General features: G+C 60.5%; 19 protein-coding genes. 10 read left to right on the top strand and 9 right to left on the bottom strand.

Features of this window, described 5'->3' with window-relative positions; all coding sequences use genetic code 11:
• The first annotated feature begins 15 nt into the window (after positions 1 to 15).
• Both F0P95_RS15745 and F0P95_RS15740 read left to right on the top strand, forming a co-directional pair.
• Positions 16 to 1,218: a tyrosine-type recombinase/integrase gene (locus tag F0P95_RS15745; protein ID WP_182335007.1), complete on the top strand. Its 1,203-nt coding sequence runs from the start codon at positions 16 to 18 to the stop codon at positions 1,216 to 1,218.
• Entirely contained in the window at positions 1,215 to 2,285 is a 1,071-nt protein-coding gene (locus F0P95_RS15740; RefSeq protein ID WP_182335006.1) for a PDDEXK nuclease domain-containing protein, read from the top strand. Before F0P95_RS15745 ends, F0P95_RS15740 begins: the two co-directional genes overlap by 4 nt.
• A gap of 102 nt (positions 2,286 to 2,387) precedes the next feature.
• Here F0P95_RS15740 and F0P95_RS15735 read toward each other — a convergent pair whose 3' ends face one another.
• The 8 genes from F0P95_RS15735 to F0P95_RS15700 all read right to left on the bottom strand — a co-directional run bounded on the left by F0P95_RS15735 (position 2,388) and on the right by F0P95_RS15700 (position 11,524).
• Complete coding sequence (locus tag F0P95_RS15735) at positions 2,388 to 4,163, bottom strand: ATP-dependent helicase (RefSeq protein ID WP_182335004.1); 1,776 nt, start codon at positions 4,161 to 4,163, stop codon at positions 2,388 to 2,390.
• Positions 4,160 to 5,911, bottom strand: a complete 1,752-nt coding sequence (locus tag F0P95_RS15730) for an ATP-dependent nuclease (RefSeq protein WP_182335003.1) — start codon at positions 5,909 to 5,911, stop codon at positions 4,160 to 4,162. Before F0P95_RS15730 ends, F0P95_RS15735 begins: the two co-directional genes overlap by 4 nt.
• 91 nt (positions 5,912 to 6,002) lie before the next feature.
• A complete protein-coding gene (locus tag F0P95_RS15725) occupies positions 6,003 to 7,061 on the bottom strand; it encodes a hypothetical protein (RefSeq protein ID WP_198422009.1) in 1,059 nt (352 codons plus the stop codon).
• On the bottom strand, positions 7,058 to 8,320 hold the full coding sequence (locus F0P95_RS15720; protein WP_182335001.1) for a hypothetical protein: 1,263 nt from the start codon (positions 8,318 to 8,320) through the stop codon (positions 7,058 to 7,060). The genes F0P95_RS15725 and F0P95_RS15720 overlap by 4 nt, the downstream gene beginning before the upstream one ends.
• A gap of 80 nt (positions 8,321 to 8,400) precedes the next feature.
• Complete coding sequence (locus F0P95_RS15715) at positions 8,401 to 10,122, bottom strand: ABC-three component system protein (protein ID WP_182334999.1); 1,722 nt, start codon at positions 10,120 to 10,122, stop codon at positions 8,401 to 8,403.
• A complete protein-coding gene (locus F0P95_RS15710) occupies positions 10,119 to 10,367 on the bottom strand; it encodes an ABC-three component system middle component 6 (protein WP_182334997.1) in 249 nt (82 codons plus the stop codon). The genes F0P95_RS15715 and F0P95_RS15710 overlap by 4 nt, the downstream gene beginning before the upstream one ends.
• Positions 10,364 to 11,284, bottom strand: coding sequence for an ABC-three component system protein (locus F0P95_RS15705; RefSeq protein WP_182334996.1), 921 nt, complete (start codon positions 11,282 to 11,284; stop codon positions 10,364 to 10,366). Before F0P95_RS15705 ends, F0P95_RS15710 begins: the two co-directional genes overlap by 4 nt.
• Positions 11,285 to 11,332: 48 nt before the next feature.
• On the bottom strand, positions 11,333 to 11,524 hold the full coding sequence (locus F0P95_RS15700; RefSeq protein WP_028622339.1) for a type II toxin-antitoxin system RelB/DinJ family antitoxin: 192 nt from the start codon (positions 11,522 to 11,524) through the stop codon (positions 11,333 to 11,335).
• A gap of 814 nt (positions 11,525 to 12,338) precedes the next feature.
• Here F0P95_RS15700 and F0P95_RS15695 point away from each other — a divergent pair.
• The 5 genes from F0P95_RS15695 to F0P95_RS15675 all read left to right on the top strand — a co-directional run bounded on the left by F0P95_RS15695 (position 12,339) and on the right by F0P95_RS15675 (position 16,856).
• A complete protein-coding gene (locus tag F0P95_RS15695) occupies positions 12,339 to 13,169 on the top strand; it encodes a DUF932 domain-containing protein (RefSeq protein WP_182334995.1) in 831 nt (276 codons plus the stop codon).
• A gap of 80 nt (positions 13,170 to 13,249) precedes the next feature.
• Entirely contained in the window at positions 13,250 to 15,328 is a 2,079-nt protein-coding gene (locus F0P95_RS15690; RefSeq protein ID WP_182334994.1) for a ParB/RepB/Spo0J family partition protein, read from the top strand.
• A gap of 60 nt (positions 15,329 to 15,388) precedes the next feature.
• The gene (locus F0P95_RS15685) at positions 15,389 to 15,598 is read left to right on the top strand and encodes a hypothetical protein (RefSeq protein WP_033474825.1); all 210 of its coding nucleotides are present in this window, start codon (positions 15,389 to 15,391) and stop codon (positions 15,596 to 15,598) included.
• Between the two features lie 763 nt (positions 15,599 to 16,361).
• Positions 16,362 to 16,676, top strand: coding sequence for a DUF736 domain-containing protein (locus F0P95_RS15680; protein WP_182334992.1), 315 nt, complete (start codon positions 16,362 to 16,364; stop codon positions 16,674 to 16,676).
• 39 nt (positions 16,677 to 16,715) lie between these two features.
• Entirely contained in the window at positions 16,716 to 16,856 is a 141-nt protein-coding gene (locus F0P95_RS15675) for a hypothetical protein (protein ID WP_182334990.1), read from the top strand.
• A 110-nt stretch (positions 16,857 to 16,966) separates the two neighbouring features.
• Here the strand turns inward: F0P95_RS15675 and F0P95_RS15670 are convergent, their stop codons facing one another.
• On the bottom strand, positions 16,967 to 17,257 hold the full coding sequence (locus F0P95_RS15670) for a helix-turn-helix domain-containing protein (protein WP_182337039.1): 291 nt from the start codon (positions 17,255 to 17,257) through the stop codon (positions 16,967 to 16,969).
• 190 nt (positions 17,258 to 17,447) lie between these two features.
• Between F0P95_RS15670 and F0P95_RS15665 the strand changes: the two genes are divergently transcribed.
• The 3 genes from F0P95_RS15665 to F0P95_RS15655 all read left to right on the top strand — a co-directional run bounded on the left by F0P95_RS15665 (position 17,448) and on the right by F0P95_RS15655 (position 19,016).
• Positions 17,448 to 17,903, top strand: a complete 456-nt coding sequence (locus F0P95_RS15665; RefSeq protein ID WP_425515883.1) for a DUF2958 domain-containing protein — start codon at positions 17,448 to 17,450, stop codon at positions 17,901 to 17,903.
• Between the two features lie 121 nt (positions 17,904 to 18,024).
• The gene (locus tag F0P95_RS15660; RefSeq protein ID WP_182334989.1) at positions 18,025 to 18,177 is read left to right on the top strand and encodes a hypothetical protein; all 153 of its coding nucleotides are present in this window, start codon (positions 18,025 to 18,027) and stop codon (positions 18,175 to 18,177) included.
• Positions 18,178 to 18,245: 68 nt separating this feature from the next.
• Positions 18,246 to 19,016 carry a DUF2285 domain-containing protein gene (locus F0P95_RS15655; protein WP_182334987.1) on the top strand — a complete coding sequence of 257 codons (771 nt, stop codon included), beginning with the start codon at positions 18,246 to 18,248 and terminating at the stop codon, positions 19,014 to 19,016.
• Positions 19,017 to 19,073 lie beyond the last annotated feature (57 nt).

Genomic DNA, 19,073 nt, shown 5'->3' with positions numbered 1-19,073 from the left:
TTCCGAGGAGTCATCATGGCTAAGATCAAGCTCACCAAAACCGCCGTGGATGCGGCGCAACCCCAGGCGCAGGCCGTTGAACTGCGGGATACCGTGGTACCCGGCTTCCTGTGCAAGATCACTCCGGCGGGCCGCAAGGTGTTCATGCTCCAGTACCGGACGAACACCGGAGAGCGCCGCAAGCCCGCCCTAGGCTTGTTCGGCGAACTGACCGTGGAGCAGGCCCGCGTGATGGCGCAGGACTGGCTGGCCGAGGTTCGCCGGGGCGGCGACCCCGGCGGGGCCAAGGCCGAGGCGCGCAAAGCACCGACGGTCGAAGCGTTGTGCAAGAAGTTCATGGAGGACTACTCCAAGAAACGCAACAAGCCGAGCACGCAGGAAGGCTATCAGGCCGTCATCGACCGCAACATCGTCCCGTTGCTGGGCCGCAAGAAGGTTCAGGATGTGAAGCGCCCCGACATTGCCGGGTTGATGGAGAAGCTGGCATACAAGCCGGCCGACGCGAATCACACGTTCGGCGTGCTGCGCAAGATGTTCAACATGGCCGAAGTGTGGGGCTTCCGCCCGGATGGCACCAATCCCTGCCGACACGTTCCCATGTTCCCGGCGGGCAAGGCTACCCGTCTCATCAATGACGAGGAAATGGCGCGGATCTTCCGTCACCTGGATCACTTGGAGGCCGAGGGGCTGGAGAACTACGTCATCCCGCTGGCGATCCGGCTGCAATTCGAGTTCGCCGGCCGCCGCTCCGAAATCTGCGCGCTCGAATGGAGTTGGATCGACCTGGAAAACCGGCGCGTGGTGTGGCCCGACAGCAAGACCGGCGGCATGTCCAAGCCCTTGAGCGAAGAAGCCCACCGGCTGCTTTCGACCGCACCCCGCCGGGAAGGTTGCCCATACGTTCTGCCGTCGCCCAACGACCCAGCCAAGCACCTGACATATGGCGAGCACTACGGCGGCTGGACTCGGGCGCTCAAGGCGGCTGGCGTGCCTCACGTCGGCACGCACGGCATCCGCCACCGCTCGGCGACTGACATTGCCAATTCCGGCATCCCGGTCAAGGTCGGTATGGTGCTGACGGCGCACAAGACCGTGGCGATGTTCATGCGCTACGTCCACACCGAGGACAAGCCGGTGCGCGAAGCGGCCGAACTGGTGGCGAGCCGGCGCAAGACGATCACCGGCACCAAGCAACCTCCAGCGGAGGCGACAGCATGATCAGGAGCAAGGTATCCGCGCCTTTGCCCGCAGCGCCGGCGGTGCTGTTGGGCGACATTCGAGTGCTGATCGAGGCGGCGCGGCAGCGCGCCGCCTCGGCAGTGAATAGCGAACTGACGATGCTCTACTGGCGCATCGGTCAGCGCATCCACACGCAGGTTCTGGAGGGGCGGCGGGCCGACTACGGCGAAGAAGTCGTGCTGACCCTCGCGACGCAGTTGGTGAAGGAGTACGGCAGCAGTTTTTCGATGAAGAACCTGCGCAGAATGGTGCAGTTCGCCGCCACGTTCCCGGACGAGCAGATTGTCGTATCACTGATACGACAATTGAGCTGGACGCACTTCATCGCCCTGATCCCGCTGAAAGACCCGCTCCAGCGGGACTATTACGCGCAGATGGCGAGCGCCGAACGCTGGAGCGTGCGCACTCTGCGCGAGCGCATCGACTCGATGCTGTACGAACGCACGGCGCTGTCGAAGAAGCCGAGCGAGACGATCGCGAAGGAACTGGCGACGATGCGCGATGCGCAGCGCATGTCGCCCGCCCTGGTCATGCGCGACCCGTACATCCTCGACTTCTTGGGGCTGCGGGACACTTGGCAGGAAGGCGACTTGGAGGCGGCGATCATCCGCGAAATGGAATCCTTCCTGCTGGAACTGGGCGCGGGTTTCAGCTTCGTGGCCCGGCAGAAGCGCATCCAAATTGACGGGGACGACTTCCACCTCGACCTGCTGTTCTACAACCGAAAGCTGCAGCGATTGGTCGCGGTGGAGTTGAAGGTAGGCGACTTCAAGGCGGCCTACAAAGGACAGATGGAGCTTTACCTTCGCTGGCTGGACAAACACGAGCGCGAGCCGGCTGAAGCCTCGCCGCTGGGGATCATCCTTTGCACCGGCAAGAAGCGCGAGCAGATCGAACTGCTAGAACTGGATAAGTCAGGTATCCACGTTGCCGAATACCTAACGACATTGCCGCCACGCGAAATGCTGGCCGAGCGGCTACAGCAGGCGACCGCACGTGCCCGGCTGCAAATTGAACAGCGTGACGACGACATAGCTAGGCGCTGATTCAGAGCCCCAAGTCGATCAGGGTCAATATGCACGAAACACTCGTGCTCATCGGTGCAGGAGTGGCACCAATGATGATCGACATGGCATTCCGCCGGGACTTTACAAGTCCCTCCTTGTATGAGCTACTTGACCAGCGGTCAGCACGGCAACGCAACGATCGGCGAAGGCGACTGGCACTGCAAGCACACCAAGATGCTGGGCGCGCGTCAAACCGACGTAGAGCACGCGCTTGGCCTCTGCGTCGGCGCGTGCTTCCCACGACTCGAACAGAGCTTCACTCCGGTTTTCAGGAGCGCGATTGGGTGGAATCACGACGCACACTGCACCGTACTCACGGCCTTTCGCCTCGTGAATCTTGGCACATGCAAGGCCAAGAACGATCGGCATTTGAAGATGGTTCGACCATTGCGCATTGGTTGGCCGACGAAAGAAATTACGCACGGTCACACCGGCTGGCAGCGGTAGTCCCATTCGTTCCATCTCCGCATGCACACAGGCTATCCAGGCGAGCCGATCAGCATCAGTATTCCCGCACTCTCTGGGAAGGCTCATTAGGAAACTCAGCGTACGTCTTCGATGTGCTCGCCGATCCATACCAAGGCGTTCGACGGTTCTCCATAGATGCTCGTTTGGTTGGCGTAGCCCCATGAGATCCAGAAGCACCGTTTCCACTACCTGAACCACAGCCTCTCTCGATCGCGCGGTCGCGGCGGGTGACCAGAACTCCGCCACTTTCCGAGCCAGCGACTCAATCCGCGAACTTCCGTTCGAGTCATTGGTGGTCGCACCCGCAGCCCGCTGCGCAACCTTGCCTGAATGCGCCAGGATAATCGCGTCCGTCGAATCCAAGCCAAGCTCAGCTACCCGATCAAGGAAAGCCTGACCGATCGTCGCTGTTGGGCCTCGGCCACCGTATGTCAGAAGCAAAACTGGATGTTCAACATTCGCGGTGTCACCGACAGACTGATCTACCTGACCAGCATTCCTAAGTGTGGCGGCTAACCGGCAGACCGCAGGGCTACTACGAAAATTGCCCGTTAACCCTCGATGCGATTCAACGGGGTACGTCGCCTTGAATTCATGAACCCCTGCAGGATTGCCGTTACGAAATTCGTAGATTGCCTGGTCGGGGTCGCACACGAACGTGACATGTACGCCGTGCGCTCTGAGCCAAGACAGGATTTGCAGATCGAGCGGATTGCAATCCTGACCTTCGTCCACCATGACTTCGTGGAAACGTGCCGCCAGCGAGCGACCGAGTGCCCCGCCATTCACTGGGTCACGAATCAGCCCCAACGTTTGAACGCGGGCGTCGCCGGCACTCATATAGCCTGCCCGCAACAAGCCACGTCGCCGGTGCGCCGCCGCCTGTTGATATCGGACCTGATGCTGGCGCACATGATTTTGCAATCCGGCGTGTCCGATCCTCTCTGGATCAATGATATTGGTTTCCGGGTCGAACAAATCTAGGCTCACCGGATCACCTCGAAAAGCGAATTGCCCAGACAGCCGGATTTCTATGCCAAGAGTGTCCCAACTATCGAGGATGATTGGTCGCGTCGGGCTTGTTGCCGCGCAGCTTGGCAGTACCACGAAATGCCTAACGAAAGCATCAAGCGTCCCCATGAAACTAGGATGCTTCAAGAGCGAGTCGAGCCCTGCGGCCTGGCAGCGTTCGCGAAACTCATCGACGGCAGAGTTTGTGAACGAGAGTACTGCCACACCACGGCGTAGTGGTAAGGTGGCGGCGATCCTAGCTAGGCGAGCAATGATCGTGCGGGTCTTTCCAGCGCCGGGACAAGCATGAACGAAGGCACCGCCAACGTGTGCGGCAAATGCTTCCTGCTCAGCCGTCAGACCGTGAATGCCGGTCATGCTTGCGAAGCGCCACGAATTGCATCTGCGAGATAGGGCGGTACAACAAATGCTTCGCCCGCCGCAATACGTGAAGCCATGGCCTGGGCCAAGTCGCCCTTGCGGGTCTTTTTCGCCTCAATCAGCTTGAGAAATGCATCGGGACGGTCTTGCACTGCGACTCTCTCGATTTGATCCTCCCAGTCGCGACGCGAGTTGCGATGCAGACGAAGAAACGCACTCTTGAGGAAGGCTTCGTTTCCAGCGCTGAAAATCTCGTGCTCCAACGTGTGCTGATTGGTTAGCACGGTCAGTGCCTGCGGTGCGCCATGCGTTGCGGCTAGGTTTTCCAGATCAACCTTCCGATTTCCCAACACAGTTGGGTCGGCGTCGGTGATCACAATCAGCCGGTCAGCGATGCGTGCATCGCCATGTGGGCGTAGCAGCACCTCTACATAGGGGCGGAAGTCCACACCTTCGATCGGCACGATGACCCCTCCCTTGAATCGGAGCCATCCATCGGCATCACCGACGAGAACAAGCTTCTGCGCCAATACTGGCAGCAGCAGCGCCTCCGCGATTCCTTCCACTAGGATGGCCCTATTGCCGAACAGCAGCGCGGAGCGCGTCACGTCCAGATAGCGGCTGATCTTATCCAGTGTCTTTGGCTTGAGACCGATTTCGGCAATGGGCACACTGACCGATTCTGAAACCGCGACACCGTTTTGGTCGCGACGACGCGAGCGCATGACCACTAGATGCATCGGAGAGACCCATGCCGTCAGGTTCGGCGAATGGGTCGTCACGACGATCTGGATGCGGCCTTCCGGCTTGCCAGGCTCGATGACACGATCAGTCGATTGGCGCGCTTGGTCTAGCAGGAATTCGAGCACAAGAACCTGCAACTGCGGGTGCAGATGCGCTTCAGGTTCTTCGACGAGAAAAATCGTGAGGTCGGCTTCCTTGGCTTTGGCTAGTTCGACCACCACCGTGGCCATATAGAGTAAATTGGAGTAGCCCAGACCAGAAGCCCGGATGTCTTCGGGCACTAGACCGGAATCGGCAAGACGAAACCTCAAATCGCGGGCGACGTCCAGTAGGGTTTCGGCGCCGAAGTCCAACGCTGCCGTTTGCGGGCGGACCCCATTGGTCAGCAAACCTAAGGCGGTACCGATCTCCGTGTTCATCGTAGTCAGGATGTCAGGCCGGTCATCCGCGCGCCTGACGCCAGCGAGGAAATCTTGTTCTTGATCCTTTGGCAGGAAGTTGCGCAGCAGCGCCATGACCCGTGTACCGCTGCCAGTGCCAAGCGCCTGATGCGCATCGCGTAAGGGCGGCAGGTAGACATGCCGGATCAGTTCAGAGGAACCAGCCTCCGGTTCGTTGGTGTCAAAGCGCCCGGCCCAGACAGTGGTTTTGCCCCGCGGCGCGCGCTCGGACCGTGACTCATACCGATAGCCGAAGACGGCTTCGTTCTTGGTGGGATCAGGGACTGCCGAGATCAGCAGTCCTTTCAGCGTGTCGCTGAGTTCTCGGAAAACGCCTTCGATCTGGAAGTTCGGGGCAGTCGCGTGGCGTCGTACATCTTCATCCTCCGGATACCGCTCCCGGCGTCCGCTCAACGGCAAGGTGAGTAACCGGATCGCATCTACGACGTTGGATTTGCCGCCATTGTTCTCACCGACCAAGACCGTCAGATCGGGACGGAGACTGACGGTCACATTGTCGCAAGACCGAAAGCGCGAAATTGTTAGCCCGCCCAAATACATCAAGCCTCCCTTGCCGACTCTAAAAGCCCAGACCAATTTTTAAATGCTTTTTTTCCCTCGCGGTTGGCGGTCAACCGTCATCGGGGTCGTACTAACTGTCCTTCAAAACGGTTGAAAACATGACTCGGTCAAGTTCCCAATAATCGAGCAAACAATAGAGCATGCTACGAAGCTCAGGTGTCGCTGTCGTATCTGAAGAAAAATCCCTGCTCATCGCGAGTTGCTCGAACTCCTTCGCTACAGCAAAGAGTGTTCTGGCGACATCTTGCTTCGCAAAGAACTCGCCAAGGACGGCGGTATTAAGGTTCGCCAACTGTCGTTCAATGCTAGATCGGACTTGCCTGGCTGTCGCCGCACCATCGCTGGCGTGTTGCTCAATGAGTCCCATCGAGACATTCAATATCTTCTTGAGACCTGCACTACCTTTCGAGCCATAGGTGAATCCGTCCTTGATAAGTACACCGCGTTCCGATTGCTCATGGAACGAAATCTCCTTCATGCAAAAGTCAACTGCGACCGCAATGAACGAACAAACCATATACAAGCAGCGTAGAGCAACCTCACGCTGATTGTTCTTTGTTATGGATTGCTCCGCAAAGAACTTGCCTTGCATGAGCCACTCATTGCAACTGTCAAACGAAAGTGATTTCGCCAGCAAGCTTTTGGAATGAGCTATGCGACCACGCCAGTCACCATCCAGCTTGCTCAGAGAATATTCGTCAATCTTTGAGAAGAATTCTTCGTCAGAGAACCTCAACGCATTGGGGGCATCTGCCTTGTCCAGCTTACCCAGAAAGGTGCCATCGAGAACAAGGATTCCCAAATCTCGGCCGAAATCCTTTACTTCCTGACGTTTCTCCGTGGTCGCGACCACCGCGTTGGTGGCTTTGGTTGCAATGCGAAGCCCTTGAACCCAGAATATCCGCTCTATAGCTTGTGGCGTCTTCTTGTTTTTGGCATCCACCAGAGTGATTTCACGTGATACGGATGACGTACGACTGTAGAGCCACAGATCAATATCAGTGACGTCAAAACCTTCGTAGATAAAGGGAACCCCTCGCACCACGTAGTAGCCGGCTTTGAGGAAGTAGCTTCGCAGCAATTCCTCCATTCGGGGGCCTTTAAGCAAAACTTGCTGTCCCTTGGTCATATGCCTCCTCCCGTGCGGAGGATAGAGAGCATGTCATTGGTAGCCTTGGGGCTTGCCTTGATTTGTGCTCGCCTAACTTTCTCACGATTGTGTTCAGGGCCGTTGAATATGGTGACTGCCGCAGTCGGCAGTGAATTGAGAGAATGTTCGCTGACATCACCTTGCCTGATGGCTTGCAATGCAAGCTCACCAACTTCCGTTTTCAGCAACTTCAGCATTGGGCCGCTGCGGCCCTTTTTGGTGCCATGCTTGACTTCGACGACACCCTTCAATTCCAGCACTTTGTAGTCCTGCGCAATGGCATTCACTGGTCCCACGCTTTCACCTCGAACCAGTGCGCTCAGTAGCGCGTCAACCATCTGAATCTGCCCCCTGGCATAGCTGCTCTTCGTCATCCCATAGGTCACGGAACTGACAAATGCCTTAGCCAGATCAAATGCATCATCGACCATTGAGTTGCTGTACTTTGAGAAAGCGGATGGCAGTGTCAGGAACCCAGCATCCTCGGTCGAATTACTGACAACGCTGATATCAAACAACCCAATGGCAGCCACCTTTTTGAAAAGCGGCTCGCCCAGAAGTTGTGTCGCATAGTCCGTGCTGACGCAGGCGCGTTTCTTCAGCGTATCAGTAAGCTCATTGAGCTTTGTCTGCTCGGCGGATGAAAGTGAGTCGAGGACCGCTTTTATTTTTCGGGTTGTTTCACGACGGAATAGATTTCCGTTAAACAACAATCTTTGCCCAGCGCCGAGGTCTTCAGCGTCCACGAATCCAATTTGTTCAGCATCGGACATCAGGCGCTGAATGTCGGGTGTTGCCAGCTTATAGAAGTCGGCCAATTCCGTGGAGACATGGCCGGACAGCACGGGCTCGATCGACGCCTTTTCCGCGAGCGCAATCGAAGCGACTTCGGACGCGCCTGGCATGAGGGCATCGAATATATCTGCGGTATGTTGGAGGGTCTTCGCAGTTGTGACGCCAAGAACGGCAACACCCCCATTCGCGGTGTCAATCAGTTGCTGCTGTTTCAGAACTTCGATGAGTTTTGGAAGCTCGAAGGTCGTATTGATATTTGCCGCTTGCGCCAGAACGTTCAGACGATCGTTGTTGAGTGTTGCGTGGTTGTTTGACGAGATTGCAGAGAGCAAGATGCCCGCCTTACCCGCGAGAAAGGTCTTGTCGTAGCCAGCTTGGTTCGTTATTCCTTGGAGTTTGTTGGTGTGATGAATCAACCATGATCCTTTGGTCTTCTTGTCCATTTCTCCCCCTATAAGAAAAATCTTGTGCAACTAGTGGAATTCCGCCGGCCTTCAGATTTAATTGACCTTGTATTTCTGCGTCATCCAAACCGAATACCGAACAAGCCCCCGTCTTCCGTGGCGTCGGTCAGGCGCTTAGGCAGCACGTAATCGTTGAGGTCGAAACCATCAATGGTCTCTTTGAAGGCATCGTCTTCATTCATCGTCACGATGTACTGGAAGCCAAGCTCCTGCGCGATCTCCGAGCCCAGACGCAACGCGCTGATGACTTGGCGCCCATCGACGCCATCAAACAGATGGCTGTCATGAATTAAGAATCCAGGCCCGATTTTCCGCTTGGCACACAGGCGCATCAGCATCATGTCGAAGCAGAAAATCTGCATATTCTTGATGCCCTTGCTGCGTTGCCCCTGCATCGGAAACTTGAACATCGGGCCGTTGGATGTTTCGTCTATCGTCATGCTGCCGGCCGATTCGTACAGGCGCTGCGAGGTCTCCTCAAAGGCGACGATGGCCTCCGCCAGTCGATCTTTCTGCTCGGCGAAATCGCGCCGCAAGCGGATGGTGAGGCGATTGCGCTCAATCTCCAGTTCGTTCTTTGTGCCTTCAAGCTGTTCGGCCGCTTCAAAGCGTTGCCGCAGCGATTCCACTTCGGACTCCAGCCGGCCCAGTTCTCCTTGCAGCTTGAGGAACTGTTCCAGCGCACCGTGGCTCTTCAGGATGCCCAGCACTTCGCCACGCCGTTGGTCGAACTGCGCCTTTTTGCCATCGCGCAGTTCAATACGTAGCTTTGCAGCTTCGAGTTCGCTGGAGAGGTAGTCCTTGCGATTGCGGACCACCGATTCGTGAAAACTCTTCACGTCCTCATAGCGGCGCTTCACCAGGCCGGGAAGCACAATGCCCGCTTCTTGATAGACGGCCTGCAGGTCTTCGAGATCAGGAGGAACCTCTGACGCTAGTGCGCTTTCCAGATCCCGGATCGCTGAAAAGTCGATGGTGTTGGCGTTGGCCAATTCATTGAGCTGGCGGGTCAGTGCGGCGCTTTCAAGTTCCAGCTCGCGATATTCAGGCAGAACGTGGAACGTCTCTACTTCTACATGAAGCTTCTTGAGACGGGCCTCGCGCAGCGTCAGCTCAGTGCGCAAGTCGGCCGCCTTGCCGATGATCGAGCCGAACGCACCATTCCCTGCCGCCTTCTTCAGCTCTTCCAGCGTCTTCTCTCGATCGCGAACTGCTTGCCAATCGCGCGCAATCTGCCAGTCCAATCCGAGCAGGAACATGAGCGCCATTTGCATGTCGCCAGTGCCTTGCATCGTGGCCTGCTTTTCCGGCGTCATGAAGGCGCCACTTGCTTGCCGGCGCACGAAGTAGGCAAAGAGCGAACGGAACGACGGCGGCTTGCTGCCGGCAGCTTCCAGGCTGCTCAAACCAAACATCTGCTCTCCGAGGAATGCGCACCACTCGGTAGCCGAAAACTTGACCTTCGACGCAGGCGGGGCAGTCACAAAGATTTTTGCTTTTGTGCCACCGCTGCGCTCAACGACGGTGCGCTCCGACTTCAGATCGAAGTCCATACCGAAGGAGTGCTCAACCAGTTCCTGGGTGCGAAAAATTGATTCAGGACCGGCGTCGGCGCCGAGCAGGAAATGCACCAGCTCTACGAAGCTGGTTTTTCCCGCCCGATTGCGCGTCTGCTTGCTGCTTGCACCCTCGGTTTTCTGAGCAAGTAAGACATTCAGACCTGGCTTCAGGTCTTCAATACGCTTGAAGCTGGGTAGCGTACTGAAAATGTGATGAATCAAGGCGCCCTCCGTGCCACGAGGCCGCTTTCGAGTTCAATGGTCCCCATGGCGTACAGAAGGTCGAGTGCGAGCAAGAACCAGTCATAGGTAATTTTCCGAGGCATTGTGGCTACGCCTGTTTCATGCTTGTTCAGTTCCTCCCACAACGCAGAGACGGTCTTCGGCCGCACAAGGTAGGTCAAAACGTGGGCGCCGACGGTCAACAGTGCTCGATCCTGTTGCAGATGCTTGGAGGGCAGAATCATGCAGCCCCCACCGCTTGGGCGTCTTCAAAAATCTCGCATTTGTCGAACAGATATGCCATGACGGCCAGCACTGCCGCCTTATGTGTCGGCGTGGTGTTGGCTGTGCCACCGGCCCACGTTTCGAGCCGGCCGAATATCTCATCGGGGTGCAGTGCGGGAATCTGGTCTCGCAGCGTCAAGTATTCACTTTTGAACGCCTGCGCGATCTGCTCGCCGTACTTCGGGTTCTTCCAGTTATTGAAGAACTGCTCCACGAGCGTTGACTTCTGCATACCGATCTTCAAAAAGTCGGCGACGGCCTGAGACAGCAGGTTTGCCTCGATCTTGCCGCGTGAGACATCTTTCACTTCGCTGGCCGTGGGCACGGGCGTGATACTGATATGGGTCAGGACGGCCACCAGGTCGCCAAACCCCAAATTGACATTCGCTTCCATCGTTAGCGAAGGGCCGAACCAGGATTCGAGATCCTGCAAGTTCAACTGGCGAAACTTCGCCAGCATCTCCTCGTAGCCGCAGTGGCCAATTTTGATCTTTGGGTTTTCCTGCCCGATTTTCGCCAGCGCTTCGATGATGTGAGGGCCCAAACGACCGTCCTGCGCATTGTGGACAAAGGTCCACTCATCGAAATATTTCTCCCAGTGCTCTTTAGCGCCGTCGAAATCCTCATTGATCTTCTTGACCGCTTCGGCGGCTGTCAATTCATTGGGAGCGTAACTTTGGTAGAGGATGCGCGCCGAAGGCAGGTACCCATCATTTTTCCGATCGCCAACATTGCCCCACGGGCGGCATGCCATGAAATCATTGGGATGGGCTTTCGACATTAGCTTCTCGAACAGACGTTGAAAACCGTCCCCTTTGGATTCCAAGAAGGCGATGCGGAAATCTTTTTCGTAATTGAGTTGCTGTAAGCGATCCATGGCTTCAAGCCCGTGATTTGGTGTTTTTAGTTATTTTCAGGCGCTGCCTCATGGCTTCTTGGTATTCGTCTGCTGCTGCCCTCGGTTCACATCAAATGGGAGCGCCTTATCAGCCGCAATTCGCGTCAGCAGTATCCGGATGGCGTCCGATACGGACAGGCCCATCCCCGCCAGCACGTTTGTGGCTTCCTCTTTGATATGCCCGTCAATCCGGGCGCGAACAACGTCACTGGTTGCCATACCTGCCTCAAACATTTTGTAGCTACATTGTGCCTCGTTTGTGCCTCAATGTCATTTACATTTTGATAAAACAGGTTGGCCGTCCCGACGTGCCGCGTCGCGGCTATCCGGCTTTGATCCCTGACGCCTACGGCTCTGTGGGCCTACGCGCTGCCGGTTGCACTCCAGGGGAAAGTCCTGTGGGCTATCCCCGCCGCGCTGCGCTTGGCGCCCCTGCAAGGCCGCCGCCCCGGCTGCGCCGGCGCGGCAATACCGAACCCCGCAAAGGCCGCTTGTCCACCACCGAAGATCCTCGCTGCATCTTCGCAACTGTATTGGCGTCTCCGGCCAGGAACATGGCCGGTCGCGCTGTCGTGCTTCGCATCGAGCCGCCTGCGGCGTCTCGCCCCTGACGGGCTTCCATCGTTCCCTCGCTCCGCTCGGCTGACGCCTACGGCCCGGCTTCCAGCTTCGGGCCTGCGCGCTTCGCTTGCGTGCGGTTCGGCACACAGGGACGGCCGTTGCCATGTCCAGCCGTCTCTCCTGACTCCATCACCTTGTCCGCGACCGTAGCCCGCTCCCGTGTGCCGTCAAGGCGCGCAGGGCCGTGTCCTCGGCTGCGCCTGCGGGCCGCACCAACCCTGCGCTTGTCTCCTTGACGGCCCCCGTCCGCGCGCTCCTTTGGCCGCGGGCGATGAACTCAGGAAAGACGGTGGCAACAGGGCCAACCGGGTTCCTCGTGCCAACCGCACAGAACAGCCAAGAGCTGGGCTTCCGAATCTAGGAATCCGGTGTGCGGTTTGAACAGCAAACCCTTTTCGTCAGGAGAAAGACCATGCAACTCGCATCCCGTTTCGCTTCCCGCTCCCCCTCGATGCGCAGCGATTACCCGCTGACCGATGACCAGATTCACCGCGTGGCCCCGTCCATCTTCGCGGACGCGCCGCATGAGAGCCGTTCGCAGCGGTACGCCTATATCCCCACCGCCGCCGTGCTGGCCGAACTGCGCAAGGAAGGGTTCCAGCCCTTCATGGTGACGCAAACCCGCGTGCGTGACGAAGGCAAGCGCGAGCACACCAAACACATGCTGCGCCTGCGCCACGCCAGCCAGATCAACGGCGCGGAGGCCAACGAAATCGTGCTGCTGAACTCCCATGACGGGACGAGCAGCTATCAGATGTTGGCCGGCATGTTCCGGTTCGTGTGCAGCAATGGGCTGGTGTGCGGCGACACCGTGGCCGATGTGCGCGTTCCCCACAAAGGCGATGTTTCCGGGCATGTCATCGAAGGCGCTTACGAAGTCTTGCGCGGCTTCGACCGGGTGAAGGATTCCCGCGATGCCATGCGCGCTATCACGCTGGACGAAGGCGAAGCCGAAGTGTTCGCCCGTTCCGCACTGGCCCTCAAGTACGACCCCACCGACAACAAGCCTGCACCCATCACCGAATCGCAAATCCTGATGCCGCGCCGTTTCGACGACCGCCGCCCGGACTTGTGGAGCGTGTTCAACCGCACCCAAGAAAACCTGACCAAAGGCGGATTGCATGGTCGCAGCGCCAACGGTCGCCGCCAGCAAACCCGCCCGGTGCAGGGCATTGATTCCGATGTGCGCCTCAATCGCGCCCTCTGGATGCTGGCCGATGGCCTGCGCCAGTTGAAAGCCTGATTCCCCACGCGGCAGGGGCAGGCAGCAGCCCTTGCCGCGTTCTTCGCTGCTGCATCCCTGAACCGATAGGAGTTATCACCATGAACGCCGTTACCCAAACCGAAGCCCGCGCCATCAGTACCGCCGCCGCTATCCCGCTGGAAGCTGCCGACCCGACCAAGAACCTGATTCTGGTTCCGCTGTCGCGGCTGGTGTCGCGCCCGACCGGGCGCAACGTGCGCAAGACCCCGCGCATGTCCATTCCCGAACTCGCCGCCAGCATCCAGCGTGTGGGCCTGCTGCAAAACTTGATCGTCATTGCCGCCGCCGATGGCGAGCATTACGAAGTCGTGGCCGGTGGCCGTCGCCTTGCAGCCTTGAAGCTGCTGGCGAAGAAGCATCGAATCAGCAAGGAATGGGACGTGCCTTGCCTGCTGGTGGCCGATGGCACCGCCCGCACCGCCAGCCTGACCGAGAACGTGCAGCGCGAAGCCATGCACCCCGCCGACCAGTTCGAGGCATTCGCCGCGCTGGTGGCCGAAGGCCGACCCATCGAGGACATAGCCGCCGATTTCAGCGTGTCCCCTCTGGTGGTGCAGCGCCGCCTGAAACTCGCCAACGTGTCGCCCCGGCTGCTGGCCGACTACCGCGCCGAAGCCGTCACGCTCGATCAGTTGATGGCCCTTGCCATCACCGACGACCACGCCGCGCAGGAAAGCGCCTTCTACGATGCGCCGACGTGGCAGCGCAACCCGCACAACCTGCGCGAACGCCTCACCGAACGCGAAATCGACGCATACCGGCATCCGCTGGTGCGCTTCGTCGGGCTGGACGGCTACCAGCAGGCAGGCGGCGGCATCCGCCGCGACCTGTTCGCGGAAGGCGACAAGGGCGTGTATCTGACCGATGCCGCGCTGCTGGAACGGCTGGCGCAAGACAAGCTGGCAGGCATCGCCGCCGAGGTGCAGGCTGAAGGCTGGGCGTGGGTGGATGCCACGCCGGGCATGACCCATGCCGACCTGCAAGCCTTCCAGCGTGCGCCGAGGGAACGCCGCAGCCCGAACAAGCGCGACGCGCAGCGCATCGAGAAGCTGCAAGCCAAGATGCAGGAAGTGGCCGAAGCCGTGGATGCCGCGCTGGACGACGAGGACGAGGAAAAGGCCGATGCCTTGCAGGAAGAAGGCGAACGCCTGGGCGAGCGGTTGCAGGCGCTGGAAGATGGCCTGCTGGACTACGCGGCCAACGTGAAGGCCGCAGCCGGTGCCATCGTCAGCATCGACCGCGACGGGCAGGCAGTGATTCATCGCGGGCTGCTGCGCGAAGCAGAGGCCAAGGCACTGCGCACGCTGGAACGGCTGCGGCAGGGTTTCGGCAGCGAAGGCGAAGCCGCGAACGACGACGAAGGCGAGGACGGAGACGACGACAGGCAGCCCAAGACCGCCGCCATGTCCGACAGGCTGGCGCAGCGGTTGAGCGCCCACCGCACCGCCGCGCTGCAAATCGAAGTCGCCCGGCATCCGCAGGCCGCGCTGGCCGCCGTGGTACATGGCATGGTGCAGACCGTCTTGCAGGAAAGCTACTACGGCCACGATCTGCCGCTGGGTGTGAGCCTGAAACAGCAAGACCGGCTCGAAAGCCTTGCCCCGGACATGTCGGAATCGCCTGCCGCCGTGGCGCTGCGCACCTTGCAGGAAGTCGCGGGCGAAGCCTTGCCGGATGACAGCGCCGAACTGTTCGCCGCGCTGCTGGCGAAGCCGCAGGATGAACTGGTGCGCCTGTTGGCCGTGTGCGTGGCGTCCACGGTGGACGTGGTGACGCCCCGCGCTACGCAGCACCAGCCCGGCGCGGAACTGGCGCAAGCGGTGGGGCTGGACATGGCGGCATGGTGGAAGCCGACCGCAGACGGTTACTTCCAGCATGTGCCGAAGGCCGCGATTCTGGAAGCCGTGGAACAGTACGCCCCGGCGCACGTCACCCGGCTGGCGAAGTTGAAGAAGGCCGACATTGCCAGCGAAGCCGAACGGCTGGCCGATGGCACCGGCTGGATGCCCGCCATCTTCCGCGCCGAAGCCCCGCAGCAGGACGCGCAGGAGGTGGTGACGGACGAGGAAGCCGAACAGCCGGAGGAAGTCGCCGCCGTGGCGGATGAGCAGCCGCAGGCCGAGGCACTGGCCGCGTGATCTGGCACCACAGATAGCGCCCCGGCTCCGGCCGGGGCGCTTCATGCCGAGGATTCCCCCATGAGCCACGACACCACGAACCGCCCCCGCATGGCCGCGACCTACGCCCCCGGAACGGTACGCGCCCGCCGCTGGCATGGCGATGGCGACGTGCGGGGCTACCGCCCGCCTCGCGGCTGGACAGCCCGCGCCGACCTGACCGACCTGCACCCCATCACGGGCCGCGCCTTGCCGCGTGCCGTGTGGTGGATCATCGAAACCAAAGAATAGAGAGCAGCCCCGCGCCCAAGCCGTTCCGTCTTGGGCGCGGGGAATGCCAAAAATCCGGGCGCGGCGGTGGCCGCGCCCGGTTTCAAGGCCCAAAACCAGAGCGCCCCTGCGCCGCCTTCGGGCAGGCCGCGCAGGGGCGGCGCACAAGTAGCCTTGTGCGCGGGAAACCCTCGAAGCCCATAAGTGCGTCGGCGCACAACGCAGACGACATTCCGAATGCGCCCCGCCCCAATGGTCGGGGCTTGTGGGCCTACGCCCCGGCTTGCTGCCGCAGGTTGCACGAAAGCGTGCCGTCCTCGACGCTGGCGGTTCGTCACCTGTACGTCACGAAGGACGGTTCACCGACACGCCACCCGGCCTTGCAATGGAGCTTCCACGCCACGCCTCAAGCAAGAGGCCGCCTGCTACGTCAGGGGCGCTTTCACCTTGTCGCTGGGCGTTGTCCTTGCCCGTGCCAGGGCGCAAGCCGGTGAAGCCGTCACGCGGGAAGCCGAGTCGGCCATGTTTCCTTTCGGGGCGGGGCGGTCCAAGGCGTCCTGTCTGTTTGTGAATCCTGGCGGTGGCCGGGCTTCTATGGCTACAACCTTCCAGCGAAAACAATTTCCCCTGCGCTGCGTGCATTCCTCGCGGGACAAATTCTTTTCGCTTCCAGGCGCTCCACTGCGTTGCGCCCGCAAGCGGTGCAGCCAGCCCGTCCCCCGCCGGTCGGATCACAACAGGACGCGATGGGCGCGAACCCTGTTCAACCGAAAGGAGATTCATCATGGCAAACATCGGCACCTTCACCGCAGAGAAAGACGGCTTCACCGGCACGCTTCGCACCCTGACCCTCAACGTCAAGGTCAAGCTGGTTGCCAACGACAAAGGCGAGAACGAAAACGCCCCCGACTTCCGCCTTCAGGCGGCCGGCCACGACATCGGCGCGGGGTGGAAGAAGACCAGCGAAGCCGGGCGGGCTTACATCTCCGTGACCCTCGACGATCCTTCGTTCCCGGCAACGGTCTATGCCCGCCTGATCGAGAGCGAGGACGGCACGCACGACCTGATCTGGTCGCGCAGCAAGCCCAAGGCGGCCTGACGGCCGCCCACCGCGCCCCGTCCCTTGCGGCGGGGCGCGATGCTGCTGATCGCAGCGCCGCACGCACATGGTTTCGGCAGTTGTCTCATGCGCCGCATGTTCAGGGCCAGCATCGCATCGGTGATGGTCGAATGGCTCGAAGCCCGTGGCGACAAGCGCAAGATGGCGTGTCGGCGCTGAAAGCGCCGCCGGGCTTTCGGGCTGCACCCCGTGCCGACTTCGCCGTCACGGCCATGCGGCTTCAATCCCTCACGCCTTCGCGCCTGAGGCGCTGCGCGCTCCGCTTGCGGCTATGTCTCGGACGCCGCGATCTGGCTTTCCGTCTCGGCCATCAGCACCGCCGTACTGCAATCGAGTGCGCGGGCGATTTTGAAGATGACCGCGAGCGTGGGCATGTGTTCGCCACGCTCGATCTTGCCCATGTGCGAACGCTCGATGCCGGCCAGGTGCGCCAGCGATTCTTGCGCAATCCCTCGCTCCATCCGTAGCGCACGCACCGCCGCGCCGAAGGCTTGCGCCAGGTCGGCATCGAAAGTGGTAGCGCCGGCCGGTCGGCCTGGCTGAACGGATCGCTTCTGCATAGACAGAAGCGTCGAATCGAAGGACAATTAAAACCACGTTATCTTTAACTCATTGGCGAAAAACGCTGTTCCGTGCTTTTACGGAAATCCGTATCTACGGATTCCAACAGAACCGGGGAATCGCATCCGTGTCTTTCCGGCTTCCTACAATTGCGCTTCTGCGCTTGCGTTCTTCCAAGGATGCGATGGCTTGCGCATCCGTGCTTGCGCACGAAAGCACGGAGACGGTTTGGCGGTTCCGTGCTTCGACGCACAAGCGCATCCGCGCATCCTCGGTTTCGTGGGGGTTCCGACCATGACCTTGCCACTTGTCACCGCTGACGAACGCGCCCGGCTGCTCTCCCACGGGGCGGCGCTCGCCGCTGGCCAGCACCTCGACCCGCTGCCCGTGGTGCGGCTGTTCACCCCCGACGCGCATGTGACCTGGCTGCTGGTCTCGCTCGATCCCGCCGATGGCGATACGGCCTACGGCCTGATCGACCTCGGGATCGGGATGCCCTCGCTGGGCACGGTCAAGCTCTCCGACCTGGCCGGCATCGTCGGCCCGCGCAAGCTGCCGGTGCGGCGGGACCGGTATTTCCAGGCGCTGCGCCCACTGTCGGAGTACGTCCGGCTGGCGCAGGAGAACGGCGCGATCACGGACTGATAGAGGCCAGCGCAGCCCGGCCAGCCGGGGCGCATTGTGACTATTTCGGTCTTACCCAAGACCTGTACGGTCTCAATCGGCATTGATGCACCGAAGCGGTGCCAGCCTGATGCAAACAGTCATGATCTTTGGCGCGGCCTGCGGCACGGTATCCGATGCCGCGCACCATTTCCGGGTTGCGCAGCCGTCGCGTTCAGACGATTTCCGCAACACGCCGGAGCCAAACGGTCTTGACACCGACAGTTACAGCTTAACCTTTTTGATGATGACCTGATGGCGTTTCGATAGCTCCCGCACGGCGGAATCCGTGGCGACGCACCCCAAGCACAGGGAGGTCTCGCTATGACTGATCGCAGCGCCGAACACTGGTATCCGACAGCGGCCTATCTCTACGTCCTGCACCTGGACGGCCCCGCGCTTGCTTGGGAATACTTGCGCCGAAACCCCGGCTACCGCCGCGACTGGCTGCGCCGTCGCCGGCGGCCGGACGCGGCGCTGGCTTGGGGCCTGCGCCTGCTGGAAGATCCCACTCTGGATGCGCGCGACGCGCACCCAGCCTGGTTCCCCGATCATGATGCCGTGGTGCAGCTTCTTCCAGATGCCGACCCGCCGCCCGAAGCCTCTGCCTTCGCGTTCTGGCGCGTGCCTGGTCGCAAGCAACTGATCCACGACGGCAAGCGCCTGGTGTTGGTGTCGCACTGGCCCGGCTGCTGCCTGCGGCTCGCGCTCGCGCCGGGCCTGGAAGACGGCATGGCCTACCTCTACGCCACCCGCGCGTGCGCCACGCCCTGCGCGCGCTATCGCACGCTGGCGGCCGAACTGGACGCCTTGGCCGCCGCCACGGTTGCCGCGCCGACGGCAGCGGCCCGCTCCCGGCCCACGCCGGCCGCGGTGCTGGAACTGCACACCTTGCAGGCGCTGGACGCGACCCTGGCGGGTGCGTCCTTGCGCGAAGTCGCCGAAGGGCTGTTCGGCGCGGATGCCGTCGTGGCCGACTGGCACAAGGACAGCGCCTTGCGTGCCCGCGTGCGGCGGCTGGTGCGGCGTGGCGAGGCGCTGATGCGCGGCGGCTATCGCAGTCTGGCGCAGCTTCCGCCAGTGGCATCGCAGTAAGGGGGACGTTTTGGAGTCCCTGCAATTCGTCCCTTAGCAAGAAGCCTCGCTTTCTTG

The organism is Stenotrophomonas acidaminiphila, assembly GCF_014109845.1.
Classification (GTDB): Bacteria; Pseudomonadota; Gammaproteobacteria; order Xanthomonadales; family Xanthomonadaceae; genus Stenotrophomonas; species Stenotrophomonas acidaminiphila.
Note: the sequence above shows the minus strand (reverse complement) of the source record. Positions and strands in the feature narration are given on the sequence as shown.

Excerpts from the sequence above, each read along its gene's own strand:
- F0P95_RS15745 (WP_182335007.1), top strand. The coding sequence starts at position 16 with ATGGCTAAGATCAAGCTCACCAAAACCGCCGTGGATGCGGCGCAACCC.
- F0P95_RS15740 (WP_182335006.1), top strand. The coding sequence starts at position 1,215 with ATGATCAGGAGCAAGGTATCCGCGCCTTTGCCCGCAGCGCCGGCGGTG.
- F0P95_RS15735 (WP_182335004.1), bottom strand. The coding sequence starts at position 4,163 with ATGACCGGCATTCACGGTCTGACGGCTGAGCAGGAAGCATTTGCCGCA.
- F0P95_RS15730 (WP_182335003.1), bottom strand. The coding sequence starts at position 5,911 with ATGTATTTGGGCGGGCTAACAATTTCGCGCTTTCGGTCTTGCGACAAT.
- F0P95_RS15725 (WP_198422009.1), bottom strand. The coding sequence starts at position 7,061 with ATGACCAAGGGACAGCAAGTTTTGCTTAAAGGCCCCCGAATGGAGGAA.
- F0P95_RS15720 (WP_182335001.1), bottom strand. The coding sequence starts at position 8,320 with ATGGACAAGAAGACCAAAGGATCATGGTTGATTCATCACACCAACAAA.
- F0P95_RS15710 (WP_182334997.1), bottom strand. The coding sequence starts at position 10,367 with ATGATTCTGCCCTCCAAGCATCTGCAACAGGATCGAGCACTGTTGACC.
- F0P95_RS15705 (WP_182334996.1), bottom strand. The coding sequence starts at position 11,284 with ATGGATCGCTTACAGCAACTCAATTACGAAAAAGATTTCCGCATCGCC.
- F0P95_RS15700 (WP_028622339.1), bottom strand. The coding sequence starts at position 11,524 with ATGGCAACCAGTGACGTTGTTCGCGCCCGGATTGACGGGCATATCAAA.
- F0P95_RS15695 (WP_182334995.1), top strand. The coding sequence starts at position 12,339 with ATGCAACTCGCATCCCGTTTCGCTTCCCGCTCCCCCTCGATGCGCAGC.
- F0P95_RS15690 (WP_182334994.1), top strand. The coding sequence starts at position 13,250 with ATGAACGCCGTTACCCAAACCGAAGCCCGCGCCATCAGTACCGCCGCC.
- F0P95_RS15685 (WP_033474825.1), top strand. The coding sequence starts at position 15,389 with ATGAGCCACGACACCACGAACCGCCCCCGCATGGCCGCGACCTACGCC.
- F0P95_RS15680 (WP_182334992.1), top strand. The coding sequence starts at position 16,362 with ATGGCAAACATCGGCACCTTCACCGCAGAGAAAGACGGCTTCACCGGC.
- F0P95_RS15675 (WP_182334990.1), top strand. The coding sequence starts at position 16,716 with ATGCTGCTGATCGCAGCGCCGCACGCACATGGTTTCGGCAGTTGTCTC.
- F0P95_RS15670 (WP_182337039.1), bottom strand. The coding sequence starts at position 17,257 with ATGCAGAAGCGATCCGTTCAGCCAGGCCGACCGGCCGGCGCTACCACT.
- F0P95_RS15660 (WP_182334989.1), top strand. The coding sequence starts at position 18,025 with ATGATCTTTGGCGCGGCCTGCGGCACGGTATCCGATGCCGCGCACCAT.
- F0P95_RS15655 (WP_182334987.1), top strand. The coding sequence starts at position 18,246 with ATGACTGATCGCAGCGCCGAACACTGGTATCCGACAGCGGCCTATCTC.